The 19,546-nt window shown below is 35.7% G+C and carries 13 protein-coding genes and 1 pseudogene; 10 read left to right on the top strand and 4 right to left on the bottom strand.

Annotation, left to right across the window (positions count from 1 at the left end; translation table 11 throughout):
• Positions 1 to 252 precede the first annotated feature (252 nt).
• The 9 genes from BM121_RS07590 (at position 253) to BM121_RS07550 (ending at position 15,432) form a co-directional block, all read left to right on the top strand.
• Positions 253 to 2,319 carry a choice-of-anchor J domain-containing protein gene (locus tag BM121_RS07590; protein WP_091482935.1) on the top strand — a complete coding sequence of 689 codons (2,067 nt, stop codon included), beginning with the start codon at positions 253 to 255 and terminating at the stop codon, positions 2,317 to 2,319.
• Positions 2,320 to 2,685: 366 nt separating this feature from the next.
• Positions 2,686 to 5,646 (top strand): glycoside hydrolase family 38 N-terminal domain-containing protein, encoded by a 2,961-nt coding sequence (locus BM121_RS07585; protein ID WP_175495362.1) that lies wholly within the window; start codon positions 2,686 to 2,688, stop codon positions 5,644 to 5,646.
• Positions 5,647 to 5,772: 126 nt separating this feature from the next.
• Positions 5,773 to 7,029 (top strand): ABC transporter substrate-binding protein, encoded by a 1,257-nt coding sequence (locus BM121_RS07580; RefSeq protein WP_175495361.1) that lies wholly within the window; start codon positions 5,773 to 5,775, stop codon positions 7,027 to 7,029.
• Between the two features lie 217 nt (positions 7,030 to 7,246).
• Positions 7,247 to 8,188 (top strand): carbohydrate ABC transporter permease, encoded by a 942-nt coding sequence (locus tag BM121_RS07575; RefSeq protein WP_245780760.1) that lies wholly within the window; start codon positions 7,247 to 7,249, stop codon positions 8,186 to 8,188.
• Between the two features lie 9 nt (positions 8,189 to 8,197).
• Positions 8,198 to 9,025 (top strand): carbohydrate ABC transporter permease, encoded by an 828-nt coding sequence (locus tag BM121_RS07570; protein WP_091482929.1) that lies wholly within the window; start codon positions 8,198 to 8,200, stop codon positions 9,023 to 9,025.
• A 79-nt stretch (positions 9,026 to 9,104) separates the two neighbouring features.
• Complete coding sequence (locus BM121_RS07565) at positions 9,105 to 10,874, top strand: class I mannose-6-phosphate isomerase (RefSeq protein ID WP_091482927.1); 1,770 nt, start codon at positions 9,105 to 9,107, stop codon at positions 10,872 to 10,874.
• A gap of 200 nt (positions 10,875 to 11,074) precedes the next feature.
• Positions 11,075 to 11,809 (top strand): GntR family transcriptional regulator, encoded by a 735-nt coding sequence (locus BM121_RS07560; RefSeq protein ID WP_091482925.1) that lies wholly within the window; start codon positions 11,075 to 11,077, stop codon positions 11,807 to 11,809.
• Positions 11,810 to 11,882: 73 nt separating this feature from the next.
• Positions 11,883 to 12,809, top strand: coding sequence for an ROK family protein (locus tag BM121_RS07555; RefSeq protein WP_091482923.1), 927 nt, complete (start codon positions 11,883 to 11,885; stop codon positions 12,807 to 12,809).
• A 160-nt stretch (positions 12,810 to 12,969) separates the two neighbouring features.
• A complete protein-coding gene (locus BM121_RS07550) occupies positions 12,970 to 15,432 on the top strand; it encodes a glycoside hydrolase family 38 N-terminal domain-containing protein (protein WP_245780759.1) in 2,463 nt (820 codons plus the stop codon).
• 211 nt (positions 15,433 to 15,643) lie between these two features.
• Here BM121_RS07550 and BM121_RS07545 read toward each other — a convergent pair whose 3' ends face one another.
• The 4 genes and pseudogenes from BM121_RS07545 to BM121_RS07530 form a co-directional block, all read right to left on the bottom strand.
• The gene (locus BM121_RS07545) at positions 15,644 to 15,877 is read right to left on the bottom strand and encodes a mercury resistance system transport protein MerF (RefSeq protein ID WP_091482919.1); all 234 of its coding nucleotides are present in this window, start codon (positions 15,875 to 15,877) and stop codon (positions 15,644 to 15,646) included.
• Between the two features lie 31 nt (positions 15,878 to 15,908).
• Positions 15,909 to 16,307, bottom strand: coding sequence for a hypothetical protein (locus BM121_RS07540; protein ID WP_217649307.1), 399 nt, complete (start codon positions 16,305 to 16,307; stop codon positions 15,909 to 15,911).
• 77 nt (positions 16,308 to 16,384) lie between these two features.
• Positions 16,385 to 16,797: pseudogene (gene merR / locus BM121_RS07535) on the bottom strand (Hg(II)-responsive transcriptional regulator).
• Between the two features lie 190 nt (positions 16,798 to 16,987).
• Complete coding sequence (locus BM121_RS07530; RefSeq protein ID WP_091482915.1) at positions 16,988 to 17,854, bottom strand: LysR family transcriptional regulator; 867 nt, start codon at positions 17,852 to 17,854, stop codon at positions 16,988 to 16,990.
• A 209-nt stretch (positions 17,855 to 18,063) separates the two neighbouring features.
• Here BM121_RS07530 and BM121_RS07525 point away from each other — a divergent pair, with 209 nt between their 5' ends.
• Positions 18,064 to 19,281, top strand: coding sequence for an MFS transporter (locus BM121_RS07525; RefSeq protein WP_091482913.1), 1,218 nt, complete (start codon positions 18,064 to 18,066; stop codon positions 19,279 to 19,281).
• Positions 19,282 to 19,546 lie beyond the last annotated feature (265 nt).

The raw sequence follows: 19,546 nt of genomic DNA, 5'->3' as shown, positions 1-19,546 counted from the left end.
AAGGCAGCAAAGACAAAGACCACTACCTAACATCCTATGGCATCCCGCTTAAGACCTGTTTTCTACATAACGGCCCTCAGCACTAAACCTTCGATACTCATTACAACATGAAAATATTCTTTCTAAAATAGTTGCTGAAAAAGATAAGATTTTAACGATAAAAAAACGAATCTACTAGTCTAATTATGACAAAATATTCACAAATCTATTGATACTATAGTAGGTATTACATAAAAGTGAAGGAGGAAGAAAATGAAAAAATCAAGAAAGATTTTATCCGTTTTATCTATTAGTGTTCTAGTAGGTAGTATGTTTTTCCCTACTATAGTAAGTGCAAAAGCGAAGGGATATAACGCAAATCCGGAAGTGCAAGAGGTAGATTCAGATTTTCGATCTAAAACTGTTGAAGAGGTCTTAAGGGAAGGGAAGGTTGATTTTGACGAGTATGATGTAAGCAAAGAAGAATTGTCAGAAAGTGGACAAGCTAAGGCATCTTCAGCCGTTACACCCGATGATGTAGGTGTTACTAAACCGTGGGTTACTGTTAATAATGTAACAGGACAATATGTACTTACAGAATTTACGCTCAAAGGCGTAGGTGAACATGGAGAGGTATGGGTTGCAAATAATCTGGAGTATCCTGAAGGAGATCCAAGGAATGCTGATGGAGTATCAGCAGTTACCGATGAACAAGTGAACTATCTATTAAATGAGTTTGATGAAAATATATATGAACAAGAAGTTGAATTTTTTGATGCTCCTACTGAAAGAAAGGGAGAACAGGCGACTTTTCCTGAATATCATCAAGATGAATCTGGGCGTGTCGTAATCTTAATAGATAATATAAAAGATGATAGTTATTATGAGCCGAACTATCCTAGTTATATTGCAGGATATTTTTCTTCTACTATCAGTGATTTTACGGATCGAAATGTTATGACAATTGACAGTTTTGATTGGGCAAATCGTACAGGTCCTGATGCTGAAAGACCTTTCATGTATGAAGGAACTTTTGCACATGAATTCCAACATTTACTTCACCGAGACAGTGACTCGGCAGAAGAAAATTTTATAAATGAAGGGTTATCAGATTTTGCACAATATCTAGTGGGATATGGCCATTCCACATCACACGTTGATTTTCTTATGAGTAATCTTAAAAACTCCTTAACGCAATGGGGAGATCAGTCAGATCTTCAAATTCTAGGTGACTATGGAATTGCTTATCTATTCCAACTTTATTTATATGAACAATATGGACCAGAATTTCTTGATAAAGAATTTGAACATCAATTACAAGGGATCGATAGTATTAATGCAGTTCTTGAAGAGATGGGAAGCGATCGGGATTTTCATGCAGTTTATCAAGATTTTATGATCGCATTAATGTTAGATGGAAACTATCAAGGGGATAGTAAAACCTTTAATTTTAATTCAATAGACTTAGACCCTGATTTAGATGTAGCAGCAGAATTAGAAGCTGTTGCACCGGCTTGGGGAACAGATGTTAAATTCATTACACCTGATAAGAAGGTAGATCATTTATATTTTAAAGGTATTGATTTCCTTGGCACAAACTGGACAACAACAAGTGATCCGGATAAAGGTGAGGTACTTTGGGGGAATCAAGGAGATCAGGCAGATAATTTCTTAATAAAAGAGCTTGATCTAACAGGTGAAACAAATCCAACCCTATCTTTTGAAACAAAATATGAGATTGAAGAACAGTGGGATTTCGGTGTTGTTCAAGTATCAACGGATGATGGAGAAACATGGACTTCCTTGGAAAATGAAAACACAAGTAGTGATATAGTTGAAGATGGATATCCAACTATCAAAGAAAATGTACCAGGCTTAACCGGAAGCTCAAATGGTTGGACAACAGAGAGTTTTGATCTTTCTCCATATGCTGGTCAAAAGGTACATTTGGCATTCCGTTACATGACAGACTGGGGTTATAATGATGCTGGATGGTACTTATCCAACCTTAAAATAAATGACGAGTTAATTGATGCAATGGAAACTACTGATGGTTTTATGAGTTTAGAACAAGTAACAAAGGAATATGTCGATTATCAAGTTCAGTTCATCGGATTTAAGAAAGGGAAAGCTAAAGGTAAAGACAATCATGTTAAAGTCATTAAATTCCCAGATCTACTAAATATGAGAAAAAGTGATAGGGTAGAACTTGGTGATATGTTACAAAGCTCTCAATACTCTAAAGTATTAATGATGGTTACTTATGCACCAGAAGCAGGTAAGGGTGGAAGTGCAGAGTATGACTATGAAGTAGTTATGAAGGATAAGAAAAATAAATAATTTCCTATTCTGAGAGTATAGGAAAACCTTATGAATAAAACTGCCTCAATATTAAATTTGAGGCAGTTTTTATGTTTTATTGAACATTTCTAAGATGGAGGTAATGCTCAAGATAAATAGGGTCATGATAACCAAGTAATAGTTAGCAATTACCTCATTTTGCTTAATTTTTAAAATATAATTACAAGAATGATATTGACTTTTTATAAATATATGCTTAATATGAACATAATGTTATAACAATATATCGAAATGACAATTTAGGTAGAAATGAAATAGTTGTCAGTTTACTTATTGAACTTTGAAAGCGGTTTATAGTATGGGAGGTAACTAAATTATGAAGCATTTAGAATGGAGGAATATATCTTGACAAATAATGCCAAAATTAAAGATTCTCAAAATTCTGCAAAAGTTATAAGTTTCTCTGCAGAGAATACAGTATTTTTTGTAAGAAAAGAGAGTGAATTAAAACAAGTTGTTTTAGTAAATATTGAATTGGAAGAAAGAATTTCTGGTGCGGAATTGGTTCTCACTAGTAAACATGACAAAATTGTTGAATATGTTGGACAAATTGGGGCGGGACGGTCAACTTTAGAGATGTATGTTCCTGAAGTAAGTGAACCAACCAGTTATCGTGTAGTATTACGTTGGAATTCGAATGAAATGGGAGATACAGTCACAGTTTTACCAGAAAAACATTGGACTGTTCATGTAGTACAACATTCTCATCTAGATGTTGGATATACCGATCCCCAATATGAGGTATTAGAACATCATTTGTTATACCTAGACCAAGTTCTAGAGTTATGTGATATAGACGAAAAAAACATGGATACCAATTTTAAATGGGTAATAGAAGTAACCTGGCCTCTAAAATATTGGTTGAAAAGCCGACCAAAGGGACAGATTGAAAAGATGTTGCAGAGAATTAAAGAAGGACGTATCGAAGTAGCGGGAGCCTATATGAGTATGCACACCGAAGCGTACCACATAGATGAACTAGCGCGGACCTTTGAAACAACCCAGCAACTTCGGGATGAATATGGTATCGAAATAGATACAGTTTTACAGACTGATGTTCCTGGTCATACTAAGGGATTTTTAAAATGTTTAACTCAAATGGATATTAAATATTTGTCCGTAGCTCATAATTATGCAGGGCGGTCCATTCCTCATTTACTTCCAGGCGAAAAATTGCAACGCCCCTTTTATTGGCTCCAAGAAAACGGGCAAAAGGTTCTAGTATGGTATACAGATACACCGCACGGTATTTACATGGAGGGAAATCGACTGGGAATCGCTGATAGTTATGAAGAGACTTTCAGGAAGTTACCTGAGTTGTTTGAACAATTAGCAGAGGAGGATTATACATTAGATACATTACATCTTCGGGTTCAAGGTTCCCATTGGGATAATGCTGGACCAAGTATAATTCCATCAGAAGTCGCCAAACAATGGAATGAAAAATGGGCTTATCCCAAGATAGTAACTTCTACAAACAAGCAGTTCTTTGAAAGCGTTGAAGCTAAAGAAAATCTAGATATACCTACTTTCAAAGGAGACTGGAGCGACTGGTGGGCAGATGGTATTGGCCAGGGAGCATATCCGAACGGTATAAATCGTAAGTCTCATCATCTTTTGAGATTTGCAGAGGCTTTTCATTCTATAGCAGCTATGCATGATAATACGTATGATTATCCACAACAAGAACTTCAGTCAGCATTTGATAATATGGTGCTATTTGATGAACATACTTGGGGAGCTTGGAATCCGTGGGACAAATCACTATCAAATAATACTTCAGGACAAATTCAATGGAGCACTAAAAAGGGTTTTGCGCTGAATGCATATAATCAGAGTTTAACTGAATATAGAAGGTCTAAGCATTTACTGCTTAACCTGTTAGACTGCGAACATGTTGAAAACATGAGTTCTATTGTAGTTTATAATCCAGAGTCGTTTGAAAGAACCGACATAGTAACTGTTTTTATTCCATTTGGAAAAATTGATGTTAGGAAACCTTTTCATGTTGTTGATAACATGAGTGGTGAGGAGATTACTTTTTCTATCAACTTACGAATGGAAAGCACACCAAAGCCACGTGGAGCGTTTATCAAGTTTGTTGCAGAAAACACTCCTTCATTTGGATATAAAACCTATCATGTTTTAGAGACCACTAATGAGGATGTGTATCACTCAGATGTAATAGATAACGAATCTAATATATTAGAGAATGGATTTTACAAGATCATTTTTGATCAAGAAACAGGTGGGATTACTAACATAATAGATAAGGAAATTAATCAAGAGATTGTAAATTCCAAATCACCTTTTCAATTAAATCAATATGTCTATGACAGTTATACTACAGCTCCACGTTTTAATCACTTATCTTCTCGTACAACAGGTGATTCAAATACTCTGGGAAAACGTAGTACGGCACATCTTGCAAAAGTAGAGCAAAGTGAATCAAATGCCGTTTTTCAAAAGATGAAAATCACTCTACATGCTCCTGGCTGTGAGTGGATTGAACAAGAGGTAACTTTGTATAGGAATTTAAAGAGAATAGATATCGTTAACCGATTAATGAAAGCGGAAACAGAATCAAAGGAAGCAGTTTATATACCATTTCCATTTAATGTGGAAGGTGGAAAGTTAAGATATGAAACAACTGGTGATTATGTGTCGCCAGAAGATCCTCACGTACCAGGTTCATGTCATTATATGAAAGCCATTCAACATTGGCTTTCAGTCAGCAATCCTGAGTACACAGTGCTCTGGGGGACAATGGAGGCACCATTAATTCAACTAGAAAATATTCATATTCCTTATGCACCATTTGAAACAACTCTTCCTGTAAATGAAGCTCAAACTATATATTCGTATGCCTTACACAATATATGGGATACAAACTTTCCGAATAAACAAGGGGGAGAAATTGAATTTCATTATAGTATTTCAAGTCATTCCGGTGACTTCGATCCGATAGAAGCATATAAGTTTGGATCAAAAGTCCAACATCCATTATCCAGTGTAACAGTTCCGTATAATATTGAGAATTCCGGTGACTCGTTTGTTACGTCAGATAAAGATAATATCCAAATCTTAGCGATAAGAAAAACAGGAAGTAATCTGTTTAATGTTCGTCTTCAAGAAATCGCGGGTGTAGATACTACCGTAACCTTGAATTTTAAAGATGTAGCCATAAAAAATGCTTATACTTCTAACATTGCAAATGGTGATTTGCAAAAAACTAAAAGCAAAGACAACAGTATAACAGTTAAGGTGAACAAAAATGATATACAAACTGTCTTAATTAATATTTAAAAAACTAATATCATATAACGCGGTGAAATTTCCATTAGCCGTATAAGGGTTTGTAAAAACATTTCGTAATAAAGTAATTAAGCGAATGATACGTTCTTTTTACTAACTTAAAAAAGGGGAATGAAAATGAAAAAAATATTATTGGGGTCTATTATCACTAGTTTATTAGTTTTATTTACTGCTTGTAGCGGGGAAAATGAAAAGTCTTCGGGATCGGGAAATGAAACAGTAGATTTCTTTTCCGATAAAGTTGACGATGAAGCAGCATATAGTGAAATTTCAGAGTTAATTAATGAAGATATCGGGGTGGAATTGAATTTTGTCGGCTATTCTGATACGACTGCTTTCCAAACAGCTGTCCAACAATCACTTGGACAGGAAAATTCTCCTGGTATGTTTACATGGTGGAGCGGATACCGGATGGAAGATATAGCTAAATCAGGTAATATTGAAGATTTAACAAGCGAATGGGAAGAATATTATATTCCAGCTGGAGTAAATCCCGATTTAGCCGAAGCTTTTAAAGTAGATGGCAAAATATATGGTGCTCCCGCCACCGTTTTATACAATGGAATATATTATAACCAGGAAATATTTGAGAAATATAATTTAGAAGTTCCTAAAACTTTTGATGAATTTCTTGCATTGTGTGAGACTTTAAAATCTGAAGATATCACTCCAATTGGGATGCAAGATGCTGGATGGGCAAGTTTTTTATGGTTCCAACAATTGATAGCAGCTTATAATCCAGAATTGTACACAAGTTTAGTTAATGGAGAAATTTCATATCAAGATGAACAAGTAGTTGAGGTTATGGAAATATGGCAATCAATGCTAGATAACGGCTACTTTGCAGAACCAGTAGACCATATGACTAGAGCAAAACAGTTTTCGAATGGTGATGTTGCTATGACATATGAATCTACTCGATTCACAAAAAATTTAGAGGAAGATTTTGGGTTAGAGGCTGAGAAAGATTATAGTAGATTTATATTGCCTTCAATGGAAAGTTCTCAAAAACCTGTAATATTCTATGAAACTTCTCCGATCGCAATCTCATCTGCCAGTTCAGAAAAGGATAACGCAATTAAGATATTGAGAGAATATTATGGAGAGGAACAACAACAAGCTTACGCAGATCAAATGGGTATTGGTTTCTTAGAGGGTGTTGAATTAGGAAATGAAACAAACCAGAATATCACTGAAAAGGCCAATAGCGATGATCACCTTTCAATGATTCGATATTATGAGGCAACACCAGCAACAATTGTAGACGCGGCAACAACTAGTCTTTGGGAATTCGTATATGACCCAAGTACTTCTAGTATAGAAAACACTTTAAAGACTATTCAGGCTGAATCAGAAAAGGCTTTTTCTAATTAGACCACCATTTATCACGGTGCTAACCGTCTGTAAGCTCTCCACTTCAAGCTTCAAGTTACATAAGGAAGCTAAGTGGGGGATATCAGACGCTAACTAACACCCTGATGGCTAATGATTGGTGGGGGTCAAAACCCCTCTGATCATAGTCTCACTTTATAAAAAGCCTATATTGATATGATTTAATATAGGCTTAACTTCACTAAGGGGGGTAAATAACGTGTCTCTAACTAATGAAATATCAAATGAACCAAACAATAAGGGAGTGCAAAAAAAACCAATCTCTCATTCTAAATCTAGAAAAAATCGTAAGATAGAGTGGACCCCGTATTTATATCTTTTACCAGCAGTGACGCTGAGTTTACTATTTTTTATTTTCTCTATTGTATTCACTTTTTTCATTAGCTTTACTAAATGGGATGGTGTGAATGATATACAATTTGTCGGTTTTGAAAATTACATAGAAATGTTTAACGATCCTAATTTTCTTATCGCTTGTTTAAATACTGTGATATGGGTATTGGGTGGTTTAATAATTCCTGTATTGATTCCGTTAATCTTAGCAATTGCAATTACTAAAAGTCGATTTGGATCTGCGTTTAAAAATATTTTCTATTTACCGAATGCGCTCTCACCTACTATTGCAGGTATTATTATGACAGTGCTTCTAAGTTTATATGGTCTTCCACAAGTAATGGGTATGTTAGGTCTTGATAGTTTGCAAACCAACTGGTTAAACATACCTTATGTTAACACCCTAATCATGGTAGCTTCAGGTGCTTGGCAGGGAATCGGGATTAACTTAATTCTTTTTATAGTAGGTTTAAACAACATACCAACGGAGCCAATCGAAGCTGCAAAGTTGGATGGAGCAAGTGGATTAACGCTGTATACAAAATTGATATTACCACTTCTAAAACCTACTACATTGATAGTACTACTTATGTCTTTGGTTAACAGTTTTAAAACGTTTGATGTTATATGGGTTATGACAGGTGGGGGACCTTATCGTACCTCTGAAACATTAGCAGTTACAATGTATAAAGAAGCTTTTGTTAATAACGAACTCGGTTATGGATCAGCAGTGGCCATATTTTTATCTATTATTACTTTAGCTATTTCATGGTTCTTTTTAAAAGATACTTTTAAGGGAGAGGAGTAAAGTTATCTTATGAAAAATTCGGTTGAGAGCAGAGCACCAGTTATAAACACCTTTTTGTCCCTATTAGCTTTTATGTGGCTTTTCCCTTTCTTATTTGTTGTCTTTAACAGCTTAAAATCTGGCCAAGAGTACAATCTAGGGAATTTCTGGGATCTGCCGACTACATTCTCTATTGTTGAAAATTATGAATATCTCGCTACAAAAATTGATTTGTTAAGTGGTTTTATGAATAGTCTAGTTTATGGACTTGTTGCTGCTTTTTTGGCTATAGCTTTTTCTGTGTTAGCTGCATATGCTATATCTACACTGAATATCAGAGGAAGATTGTTTTGGTTTTTACTAATTTACTCTGGAACTATTTTTCCTTTTCAAATGTATTTAATCCCTACTTTTCGTTTCTACTCGTTTACGGGAATATACGACACTAAGTTTGGATTAATAATCTTTTATATTGCTATATGTATGCCGTTTTGTCTCTTTGTCTTAAGAAATTTTTTCTATACATTGCCAAAAGAACTAGTTGAAGCTGCAAAAATGGATGGAGCTAAAGACCTGACGATATTACGGAAAATTTACGTACCTATGGCCAAAGCACCAATTGCAGCATTATTTCTGTTTCAATTCACGTGGGTATGGAATGACTTATTATTTGGAATGACATTATCAAAATCAGAAGAAACAAGGCCCATAATGGCTTCCTTGTCCATGCTTGGTGGGGCAGGAAATAATATACCAGCAGTTCTATTGGCTGCTTTTATAGCTTCTATTCCCACTTTAGTGATTTTTATGGTTCTAAGTAAAAGTTTCGAGAAAGGTTTTATAATATCGACTAAATAGATAATTATTTCACATTTTAAAATCATTACAGAGATATTTAATTTGTATATTTCTGAAACTATTCGAAAGGAAATGTCATATGAAAACTTCTGTAGAGCGAAAATCAAACTATGAGAAACACCCGAGTGTTGAAATTAAAGGTTATGATGAACAGGTATGGGAAGGATACGAGAATATTTCAAATGAAATAGACAAAGCTATTGCAAACATTAATCAGGAAAAGAAAATTATTACTATAGAATGTTATCCTGGGGTAAGAGAAGAAGAAGTGTTACAGGAATTCACTAATTATTTAAACTTCGATCTTATTATAAACGCTGATAAAGCTTCTTATGATTCTGAACAAGTAACCAATATTATTGAAAGGCAACTTACGGATGACAGAGTTTTTGGTGTAATGACTCCTTATAGTTTATCTGATTTTTTTGATAATAATAAAATTCGCCTCATTCAAAATCAAATCGAAGAATTAGAAGCTGGAAACGTCCTGATTTATGGCGTAGGAGCTAGCTTGATATCTGAGTCTGATTTGTTATTATATGCAGATTTAGCGAGGTGGGAAATCCAAAAACGTTATGAAAGTAAAGAAAAAGGAAACTGGAAAGCTAATAATAGAAATGCAGATTCATTGTCAAAGTATAAAAGAGGATATTTTTTTGAATGGCGCATAGCAGATCGTCTAAAGAAAGAACTTCTTACTAATCTTGATTATTTAATTGATACGAATTTGGATAGCCATCCTAAAATGATTACGAAAGAGGCTTTATTAAATGGTTTGCAACAGGTGTCTGCACGTCCATTTCGGGTTGTTCCTTATTTTAAACCGGGCGTTTGGGGCGGACAATGGATGAAGGAAGTGTGTGACTTAGATCGTAGTAAAGTAAACTATGCTTGGGCTTTTGATTGCGTTCCAGAGGAAAATAGTTTATACCTAGATTATGGAAAAGTACGGGTTGAAATACCATCTATGAACGTAGTTTATTACAAACCTGTTGAGTTGCTTGGAAACAGAGTGCATGCTCGATTTGGCTTAGAATTTCCTATAAGATTTGATTTTTTAGATACCATGGATGGACAAAATTTGAGTTTGCAAGTCCACCCACCAACAGAGCAAATACAAGAACAATTTGGCATGCATTATACTCAAGATGAAAGTTATTATTTATTGGATGCTAAAGACGATGCGGTTGTTTATCTTGGATTTAAAGAGAATATAAATAGTAATGAATTAGTGAACGATTTGAAACGTGCTAATAATGGAGAAATTTCATTTCCAGATGAAAAGTACATTAATAAGTATCCTGTCCAAAAACACGACCATTTTTCAATACCGGCAGGCACGATTCATTGTTCAGGGAAGAATTGTATGGTATTAGAAATTAGTTCTTCTGTTTATATTTTTACATTTAAACTCTGGGACTGGGGACGAGTAGATCTGGATGGTAAACCAAGACCTGTCCATATTGAAAATGGGGAAAAGGCGCTCCAATGGGATAGGACAAAAGAATGGGTAGATAAAAATTTAATCGACACTGTAGAATCAATTAGTTCTGGAGATGGCTGGATTGAAGAAAAAACCGGTCTTCATGAACGGGAGTTTATTGAAACAAGAAGGCATTGGTCAACTAAAACTGTCCACCATAACACAAATGGTGGTGTCAACGTACTTAATCTGGTCGAAGGTGAAGAAGCTATAGTAGAAAGTCCTAACAATGCTTTTGAACCTTATGTCGTACATTATGCGGAATCATTTATTATTCCAGCTTCTGTAGGTCCCTATTCAATTAGACCTTATGGAAAAAGTGAGGGAAAACAAATTACAACAATTAAGGCATATGTGAGACACTAGTAAACAGGAGTAATAGAAGAGGTAGCTTTACATTGCAAGGGCGACTTATTTGTTGCTTAAACGTTCCAGGTTTAGTTTAAGAATTATTTTTTCTTCACGCTTGAACTGTTGCAATTACTTAAGGTAACTTATAAAAACTGACCTCACTTAATGCGAGATTAGGAAAACATAAATCAGCAGAAGAAGAAAGGAGTAATTGAATGGTGAAATTAGATAAGGGGAAAGAGGCATCTCCACTGTATGCGCAAATTGCAGAGGAAATTCGACATAGAATTGAACTCGGTATGTGGAAAACTGGAGACAAAATCCCAGCAGAAGTAGATCTTTGTGATATATATAATGTAAGTCGTATTACTATACGTAAAGCTATAGATCAACTTGTTTTTGAAAATTTACTTGAACGTGAAAGAGCAAAAGGAACTTTTGTACTAGATCCTTCTAATTCGAAAAACCAGGAGCATTTCACTTATGTAAGAAGTTTCACAAAAGAAATGGCTGAAATGGGGAAGCGTGCAGTAACTTTAAAAGCTGAAGTAAAGCTTATCTCAGCAAACAGCTTTTTGGCTTCTAAATTAAAAGTAGCTGAAGGTGATAGAGTCATGGAACTAAATCGCGTTAGAGGGGTGAATAATAGAGGGTTTGTTTATTTCAAAACTTATATCCCTTACGACGATGTATATTCTTTAGATGCAGATGATTATTATCAGTCTTTTTATGAAGTTCTTAAATCAAAGGGCGTTATCGTAAATGAAATCACAGAATATATTGAAGCAGCACGACCAACTCAAGAGGTAATAGAAAATTTAAATGTTGACGAAAGTGAGCCGATTTTAATTCGTGTTCGGGTAGCGTCACAAAAAAACACTGATTTTGTGGAGTATACCGAATGTTATTACATTGGCAGTGAATATCGTTACTATATTGATTTTACCTAGGTATTTAATGGTGGACCTATTTTATTAAAGGCATAGGTCAAGTCTCAGAAAAGCGTTTGTTGGAGGTGAATTATTGTTGAGTTATGTCATATCAATAGATGTGGGTGGGACTACTATTCATGCGGCAGTACTGTCAGATGGAGTTATTCAAACAAATACAATCACCACATATGATTCCTACGCAAACAAGGATAAACAAGTAATTATCAACCACTTAAAAGATATTGTTGAAGATCAAATAAAAGAACTATTAAAATTGCAAATTAATAAAACTATAAAAATCAAAGGAGTGGGAATAGCTTTTCCAGGTCCGGCTGATTACAACGAAGGTGTTTCCTATATCAAAGGATTAGAAAAATATGATTCTTTGTATAAAGTAAATATCAAGAAAGCGTTGTTTAATACAATATCGGACAATCTCTTTATTCCTAAATATTTGTCAAAAAATTTTTCAATCCATTTGGGAAATGACGCTACGTTGTTTGCTGTCGGCGAATTTATTAAATATAAAAATATAGGTATTAAAAGAATAGCTTGCTTTACTCTAGGTACTGGAATTGGCTCAACTTTTATTTGTGAGGGAAGAGTGGTTAAGGGCGAATTCGGCATACCTGATAGCGGTTTTATTTATAATGCTCCCTATAAAAAAGGTATAGTTGAAGATTATATATCTAAAAAAGGAATTTCCAATCTGGCATTACAACATGGTTTCAGTAGCGATATTAATGTAAGAGAATTGGCAGAACTAGCTAAAGACGGCCATACCGATGCTGAAAAAGTATTCAATGATTTTGGAGTATGTCTAGCAGAAGCTGTTAATCCATTTATATATTCCTTCAAACCGGAAATAATAGTTTTTGGCGGGCAAATTTCCAAAAGTTTTAAGCAATTTGAATCTTCATTCAGCGAAAATATGATTTATACAGATGAATTGAAGGTAAAAGTTTCCGACACGCCGCTTATTAGTACATTCGCTGGGGCTAATAATCTAATAAATTAAATCTATCAACCATTCATAGTAGTGGGATAATATGAATGGTTGGATATCATATATTCCAAGAAGAATACGATGTTAAAACTAAATGTGTTCTAATGAAATAAAATTTTTACAGTACATTATGAAATGTTTTTAAAATCTTATGGTAGAGAGGAAGGATATCATGCAACTCCCAAAGAAAAAATGGAAAATATTTGTGATTCATCACTCGCATACAGACATTGGTTATACTGAAAGGCAAGAGAAAATTGAATATTTTCATATTGATTATATCAAGCAAGCAATTGAAATTATCAATAAGGCACGCGATGGTTCACGACCTGAATGGAAAGGGTTTAAATGGACATGTGAGACATTTTGGGCGGTAGAGAAATTTCTGGAGCAAGCTTCATCAGAAACTCAAGAACAATTTATGGAAGCGTTACAAAAAGGAGATATAGAACTTTCAGGAACATACTTAAATATGACTGAATTAATTGATTATGACATATTGAAAAAGTTATTTTTAAAAGCTAAAAGCTTAGCTGAAGTGTCTGGTGTCCCAGTAAATTCCGCTATGACCGCTGATATTAATGGCTATAGTTGGGGCTATTCACAAGCAATGTATGATGCGGGGATTCGAAATTTACTATCATGTGTTCATACGCATCATGGTATGTATGCAATTGGAAGGAAGCAGACTCCTTTTTATTGGGAAACTCCAAAGGGAGATAAATTGCTTGTTTGGAATGGAGAACATTACATGCTAGGAAACGAGCTAGGCATTTCTCCTGGAGCAGTTTTGTCTTACTCTATTCGTGATGATTTTGACACTACACCTAACATGGAAAATCACTGGGAAATGGCTGAAACTCGTATTATGCGCTATCTCTGTCAGCTTGAAAAAGAGGACTATCCATATGATTTTGCCCTTGTTAATGTAATGGGATTATTAAGAGATAATGCCGCACCAAACGGGAAGATTATGGATTTTATTCATCGTTGGAATACGGAATATGGGAATGATGTTGAAATCGAAATGACTACGTTAACTCCGTTTTTTGAGCACGTCAAGAGTCAGGAATGTGAAATTCCCGTCTACAAAGGTGACTGGCCAGACTGGTGGTCTGATGGAGTGGCTTCCACTGCTATGAATACACAAATTTTTCGAGATGCTCAAAGGAACTTGCGTCTGGTCAAAAATCTCGATAAGAACAACGACATGGTATCAAAGGAAACGATGGAGGATATCGAATATCAATTAACAATGTATGCGGAACATACATGGGGATATCATTCATCCGTTTATGAACCATGGCATCCGATGGTTCAGTCATTGGAAGTCAGAAAAGCTGCATATGCAGCAAATGCGAGTCGTATGATATTTACAGCTTTAGATCATTTGAAGCACACTAAAGGGGAAGCTTTACTTTCTCCAGACAGACCATTCAGATATAAAGTTCTGAATCCATTTAATCATGATGTGGAAGATATTATATATATGTATTTAGATGGATGGGAACCATCTTTATTCAAGAATGGACTTGAGGTGATTGACGAGCAAACGGGTGAAGTAGTTCCACATCAAATGGATGTAGTAAGTGAGGGAAATCAAATTTCTGTAGTTGTTAAGCTAAAGCAAGAAGAGGAAAAGATTTTCTCATTGCGCGAGACAAGTAATAAAGCAGGACTTACAACAAAAAGTACACGTCTTAAAGGGAACGATGGCGTTTATGATATGGATGATCTCTTGAATGTAGGTGATAAAACATCATCTAAAATAAAGTTAACGGAGACTGGTATCGAATCTCCATTTGTCCGTATTAAATGGCAAGCTGATAAAGGAATTTATTCATGGATAGATAAGAGCACAGGAAACGAATTGCTTAAAGATGAGCAGAGTCACGCAGCTTTCACTCCAGTGTATGAGGTAACACCTGCTGGGTCAGAGGATCAAATGGCTGAAGTGCGCAGGAAAATGGGTAGAAATCGCAAAGGTATGAATGTTCAAAGATCGATTGGAACTTTAAAAGGTGTAAAGGAGATTTCAAATGGTGAACTATACTGCGTTGTTGAGCTTCTTTACAAGGTAGAAGGAATAAGTCATTATTCTTTATTTTTAAAGGTCTATCACGATTTACCAAGAGTGGATGTTTCAGTTCGGATACATAAGGATAGTGTATGGGATCCTGAAAATGTATATATATCTATGCCTTTTTGTACCGGAAATAGAGCATCTGATGAACTTTGGCTAGAAAAAGCAGGAGCATTAATACGACCTTCTGTAGACCAGTTACCAGGAACCGCAACAGATTACTATAGTATTCAAGAAGGTTTGGCTTATATGTCAGAAGAGGGTGGATTATTAATCGCTACACCAGACACACCTCTAATCCAACTGGGTCCTTTGGAACATGGTCAGAGACTCGTGCATGGTCAACAAACAGGAGATGAAGCTAATCACTTATATTCATGGCCTTTAACAAATTATTGGGAAACAAATTTTAAAGGCACGCTAGGTGGTTTCTATGAATTTCGCTATATTGTCCAGTGGGGAGATCAGATTGATTCAGCGAATAAGGCAATTCAACTATGCCAGAGCTTAAATATTGGAACTACCTGCTTTAGACTGAATAATCTCTCTTAAAGTTGTTCTCGAAAAAAACTAATAAATACGCAACTAATATGCCTTTTTCCTCAACTTAGATGAGTTTGATTATAAAAGTATCCAAGACGAAGGATAAACCTTCGTCTTTTGCTTTTACCTCCTGTTTCATTTAACTGTATGGAAGTAGACAATGCGTCTTAATTTGCTTCAGCTTTTTTTTAGAATAGCTTTATTGTTAGCTAGATTCGTACTATGAAGAAGAACATTTACCAGTTGTGCATAAAGACTTAGCCTTTTTATCTTTTTTCAATTTATAAAAGATTACTCCTATCAATGCTGCAAAGACAGGAATGGTAATATAATATCCAGTTAGAAAACCAAGACCTATTCCTCCTAAACTGATAGCCAAAAAAGGAGCAATACAACATAGTACACATAAACTAAAAGCGCTTATCCCCGTTGCAAATAACTTATTATCTTTCATTTTCCCCCTCCTAACTAATAGTGAAAATTATTTAATCTTTTACAATGTTTTTTCTATCCATAAAAATTCCAAAAACAAATCCATAGACTAAATGCAGGATTAAAGTAGCGACAGCGATTTTAGGTGTGATGGCACTACCAAAAACCCCCCATCCTATGAATGGAAGAACGATAATTTGCATTATTATCCAAAGTGCTAAGCTTAGTCCAACTGCTTTTTTTACTGTTACTGGGTCGATAAGCAATGCAAGTGCGCCTCCGAATGCACCCCCATATCCTAAATGAGCAACAATTGCTAATAACATTATGAACGGTTTTGTAGCCTCTCCTATTATATTTTTCACAATAGCTATCGGGATAGGTGCAGGCATTGGAGCCATCTCTGTGACTTTTCCTATAATCATGATGATGGACATCACGACAGTTGCCAAAACTCCCCAACCGATCCATTTATAAAACGATTAATATGCGTAGGTATTCCCCTCCCTAATGTCTTTTACTTTGTATCTTAATTCGATTTACCTGTTAACGTTGTTTCAATAATTTTGCATTCATATATTCCAGTTTCATTTGGGGAACCACAACAAGTTTGTAAGTCCATTAACATCCGTTCAACGTTTTGCAAATCCTTTATTTTTTCTTGCACATCTTTTATTTTTTTATTCGAAAACTCAATTATATCAATACATTTTGTCTCATCTTTATCCACTACTCCTAAAAGTTTGTTAATTTCTTTTAAAGTAAAACCGAGTTCTTTCATTCTCCTAATAAAACTTAGACGTTCAACGATTCTTCTGTATAAGTTCTGTACCCAGCATTTGTTCTTGTTGGTTCAGGTATTAGACCCAAGCGTTCATAGTATCGAATTGTGTCTTTATTTACTGAACTTCTTTTTGCCACTTCTCCTATTTGTAAAGCCATATTTTCACCTCAAGTTCATTTTAAACCTTGAAGTATACTTCAAGGTCAAGGAATATATCTATTATTTGTTTATTAGTCTTATATTATTTCATGCTAAGGTTATTAAAAAAAGTTGAAAGAAAGTTTTATGTGATATTTGCTACTGTATTATATATACTTGCAGGCATAGCAGAAATAGGCGGGGGTTATCTTATTTGGTTTGGCTCATAACGCTAATGAATTCTTTTGTTGCAGGTGTGACTTCATCAAATGAATGAGTAATGATACCGATATCACGAGTTATCCTTGGATTAATATCCTTTATGACTAAATGATGTGACACAGAAGAAAGTGTAAAGTTTGAAACAATACCTATACCTAAGTTATTTTTAACCATATTAATCAACGTTTCTGCATTTTGGACGGTTAGGTTTTCTTTAAATTCAATATTATTTTTATGGAATATTTTTGATATAGCAATTTCATGTCCACCTTTACAGAAAATCATTTCATTCTGATATTTTTCCAGATCAATCTGTTTTTCTTGATTTATTTCATGACCTTCTGGAATGATGGCGACCATGTAATCCTTGTTTAATATTTTAAATTCATATGGATCAAAAGGAGATGCAACGATCCCGATATCAACCACTCGCTCCTCTACCCATTCTTTTATTTGATTAGAGGTGCCTTCCATGAGTTCTATATTAACTAGTGGATATTTTGACCTAAATAAAGCAAGGGCCTTAGGCAAGATATTTGTTGATACAGCAGGAAAAGACCCCACTTTAACCTTGCCTCTTAAAATATTATTTTCTCTATTGGCAACTTGATATATTTTGTTCTCAATAAATTTCATTTTCCTCGTCAGGATCAGAATTTCTTTCCCCACTTCAGTAAGCATTAATCCATTTTTTTTATCCCTAATGAACAGTTTAATATTCAGGGATTCTTCTAAATTTTTCACTGCTTTACTTACCGCTGGTTGTGAGATAAACAGCTCATTAGAAGCTTCAGTAATATTCATTTTTTCGGCAACTTTCTTAAATATTCTTAGGTTGTTCATATTCATAACCATTTGGTTATCCCCTTCATCAAAAAAAAGTATTTCAGTTATATATCAATATAACATATTATGAAAACAAATAGTAAATCATTTGGAAGCTGTTCAAAGTTTCTGAGGGATAATTTTTTTACTTTGTTGTTTGAGAACATAGATGGATTGCGAAAAGTAACAAACTTTAAACGTCCGGTTGCTCAAACTGAATCTCGAAGGAGGCATGTGAAATGTATCAAACGAAGTACGAAAAAACTCAAATCCGACGTATATGGGTATCCGCCTGGATGGTAACGGCGGTCTTCATACTCTCCAACTTGCCCACGCCACTCTATGTGTACTGGCAGCAGGAAATGGGCTTTTCCAACGGTACACTTACACTGGTTTTTGCAGTCTATATCGCTGGCCTGCTTGTGACGCTTCTTGTCGCCGGTCAGCTCTCTGATCGGTTCGGGCGCAAATCTGTGCTGTATCCGGGTCTTACGGCAGCTCTCCTCGCCTGTATCCTGTTTGCTACAGCGTCCTCGGTGGTCGCCCTTGTTGTCGCCCGTTTTCTTTCGGGCGTTGCTGTCGGAGTCATCGTTTCGGCGGGGATGGCCTCGGTCATGGATGTTGGCGGATCCGAACGAAAGCCTTTAGCATCACTCGCTGCATCCGTCACAATGGTGTTAGGGGCGGGTTTAGGACCACTGCTTGCGGGTATATTGGCTGAGGTCATGACCCGCCCGGTGTTTCCAATCTTCATGGTCGAACTTGTTGTCTTGGCGAGCGCCTACCTTGTTGTGGGTAAACTTCCAAAAAGACGTATTGACTCTCTTCAACAGGACAGATGGCGCTTGCGTATGCCAAATGTGCCGTCAGCAAACCGCTTGCATCTGGCTTTAGGGATTGCAGTCTTCGCACCGGGCATTACTGCGACATCCTTTGTTTTATCACTGGGTCCTTCGCTTTTGTCAAAGCTTCTGAATGTAACAAGCCCTCTTGTCGCAGGTGGCACAGCCTGTGTCATGTTCCTAGCGGCAACCGGCGTACAATTCATGCTCAAGAAGCTGCCCGTTCGTACCATTTTCTTGATTAGTGCAACATCAACAATCCTGTCTATGCTCAGTATGGCAGGAGCTGTCAACACCTCTGTTGTTCTGCTACTCGTGATCGCTGCAGTTCTTGCTGGTGTTGGTCAAGGTCTCGGGCAACTTGGTGGTCTGACACTCATTGGCCTTCATGTTCCGGAGCATCGCAGGGCTGAGTCCAACGCGGTTCTCAACATCGGCGGTTACATCCCTGCTGCCCTCTTACCTGTATGCGCAGGCTACGTCATCGATTATACAGGATTGGCGTTTGGAGTGACCACCTTCACTGCCATCCTGTCCTTAATAGCGGGAGCTGCAGTGATTTTCGTTCGTACACAGCTTCAGATGGATAATTTTAAAAGCATCCCAACTAAGTAAGAAACGGAGTGATATATCATAAAAAATTAGTTATCGTTCGTTGTGTATCCAAATATTGAACAATCATGAATCAATAAGGCATGTGAGTTTAAAAGAGATAATAGATGGAATCAACAAAGTGAAGTTTTTGAATTTGATGATTCGTGTCTTAATAGAATTTTAAAATAATTTTTGTTGGTTGTTCCACAGTCGGGCGTAATTCTTGAGGAAGAGAGATAAACAAAGAACATGTATGAAAATTTCAAATTAACCTTGACAATTTTAA

The organism is Gracilibacillus orientalis, assembly GCF_900114645.1.
In the GTDB taxonomy this organism is placed as follows: Bacteria; Bacillota; Bacilli; order Bacillales; family Amphibacillaceae; genus Gracilibacillus; species Gracilibacillus orientalis.
This window is presented reverse-complemented; position numbering and strand designations above follow the sequence as displayed.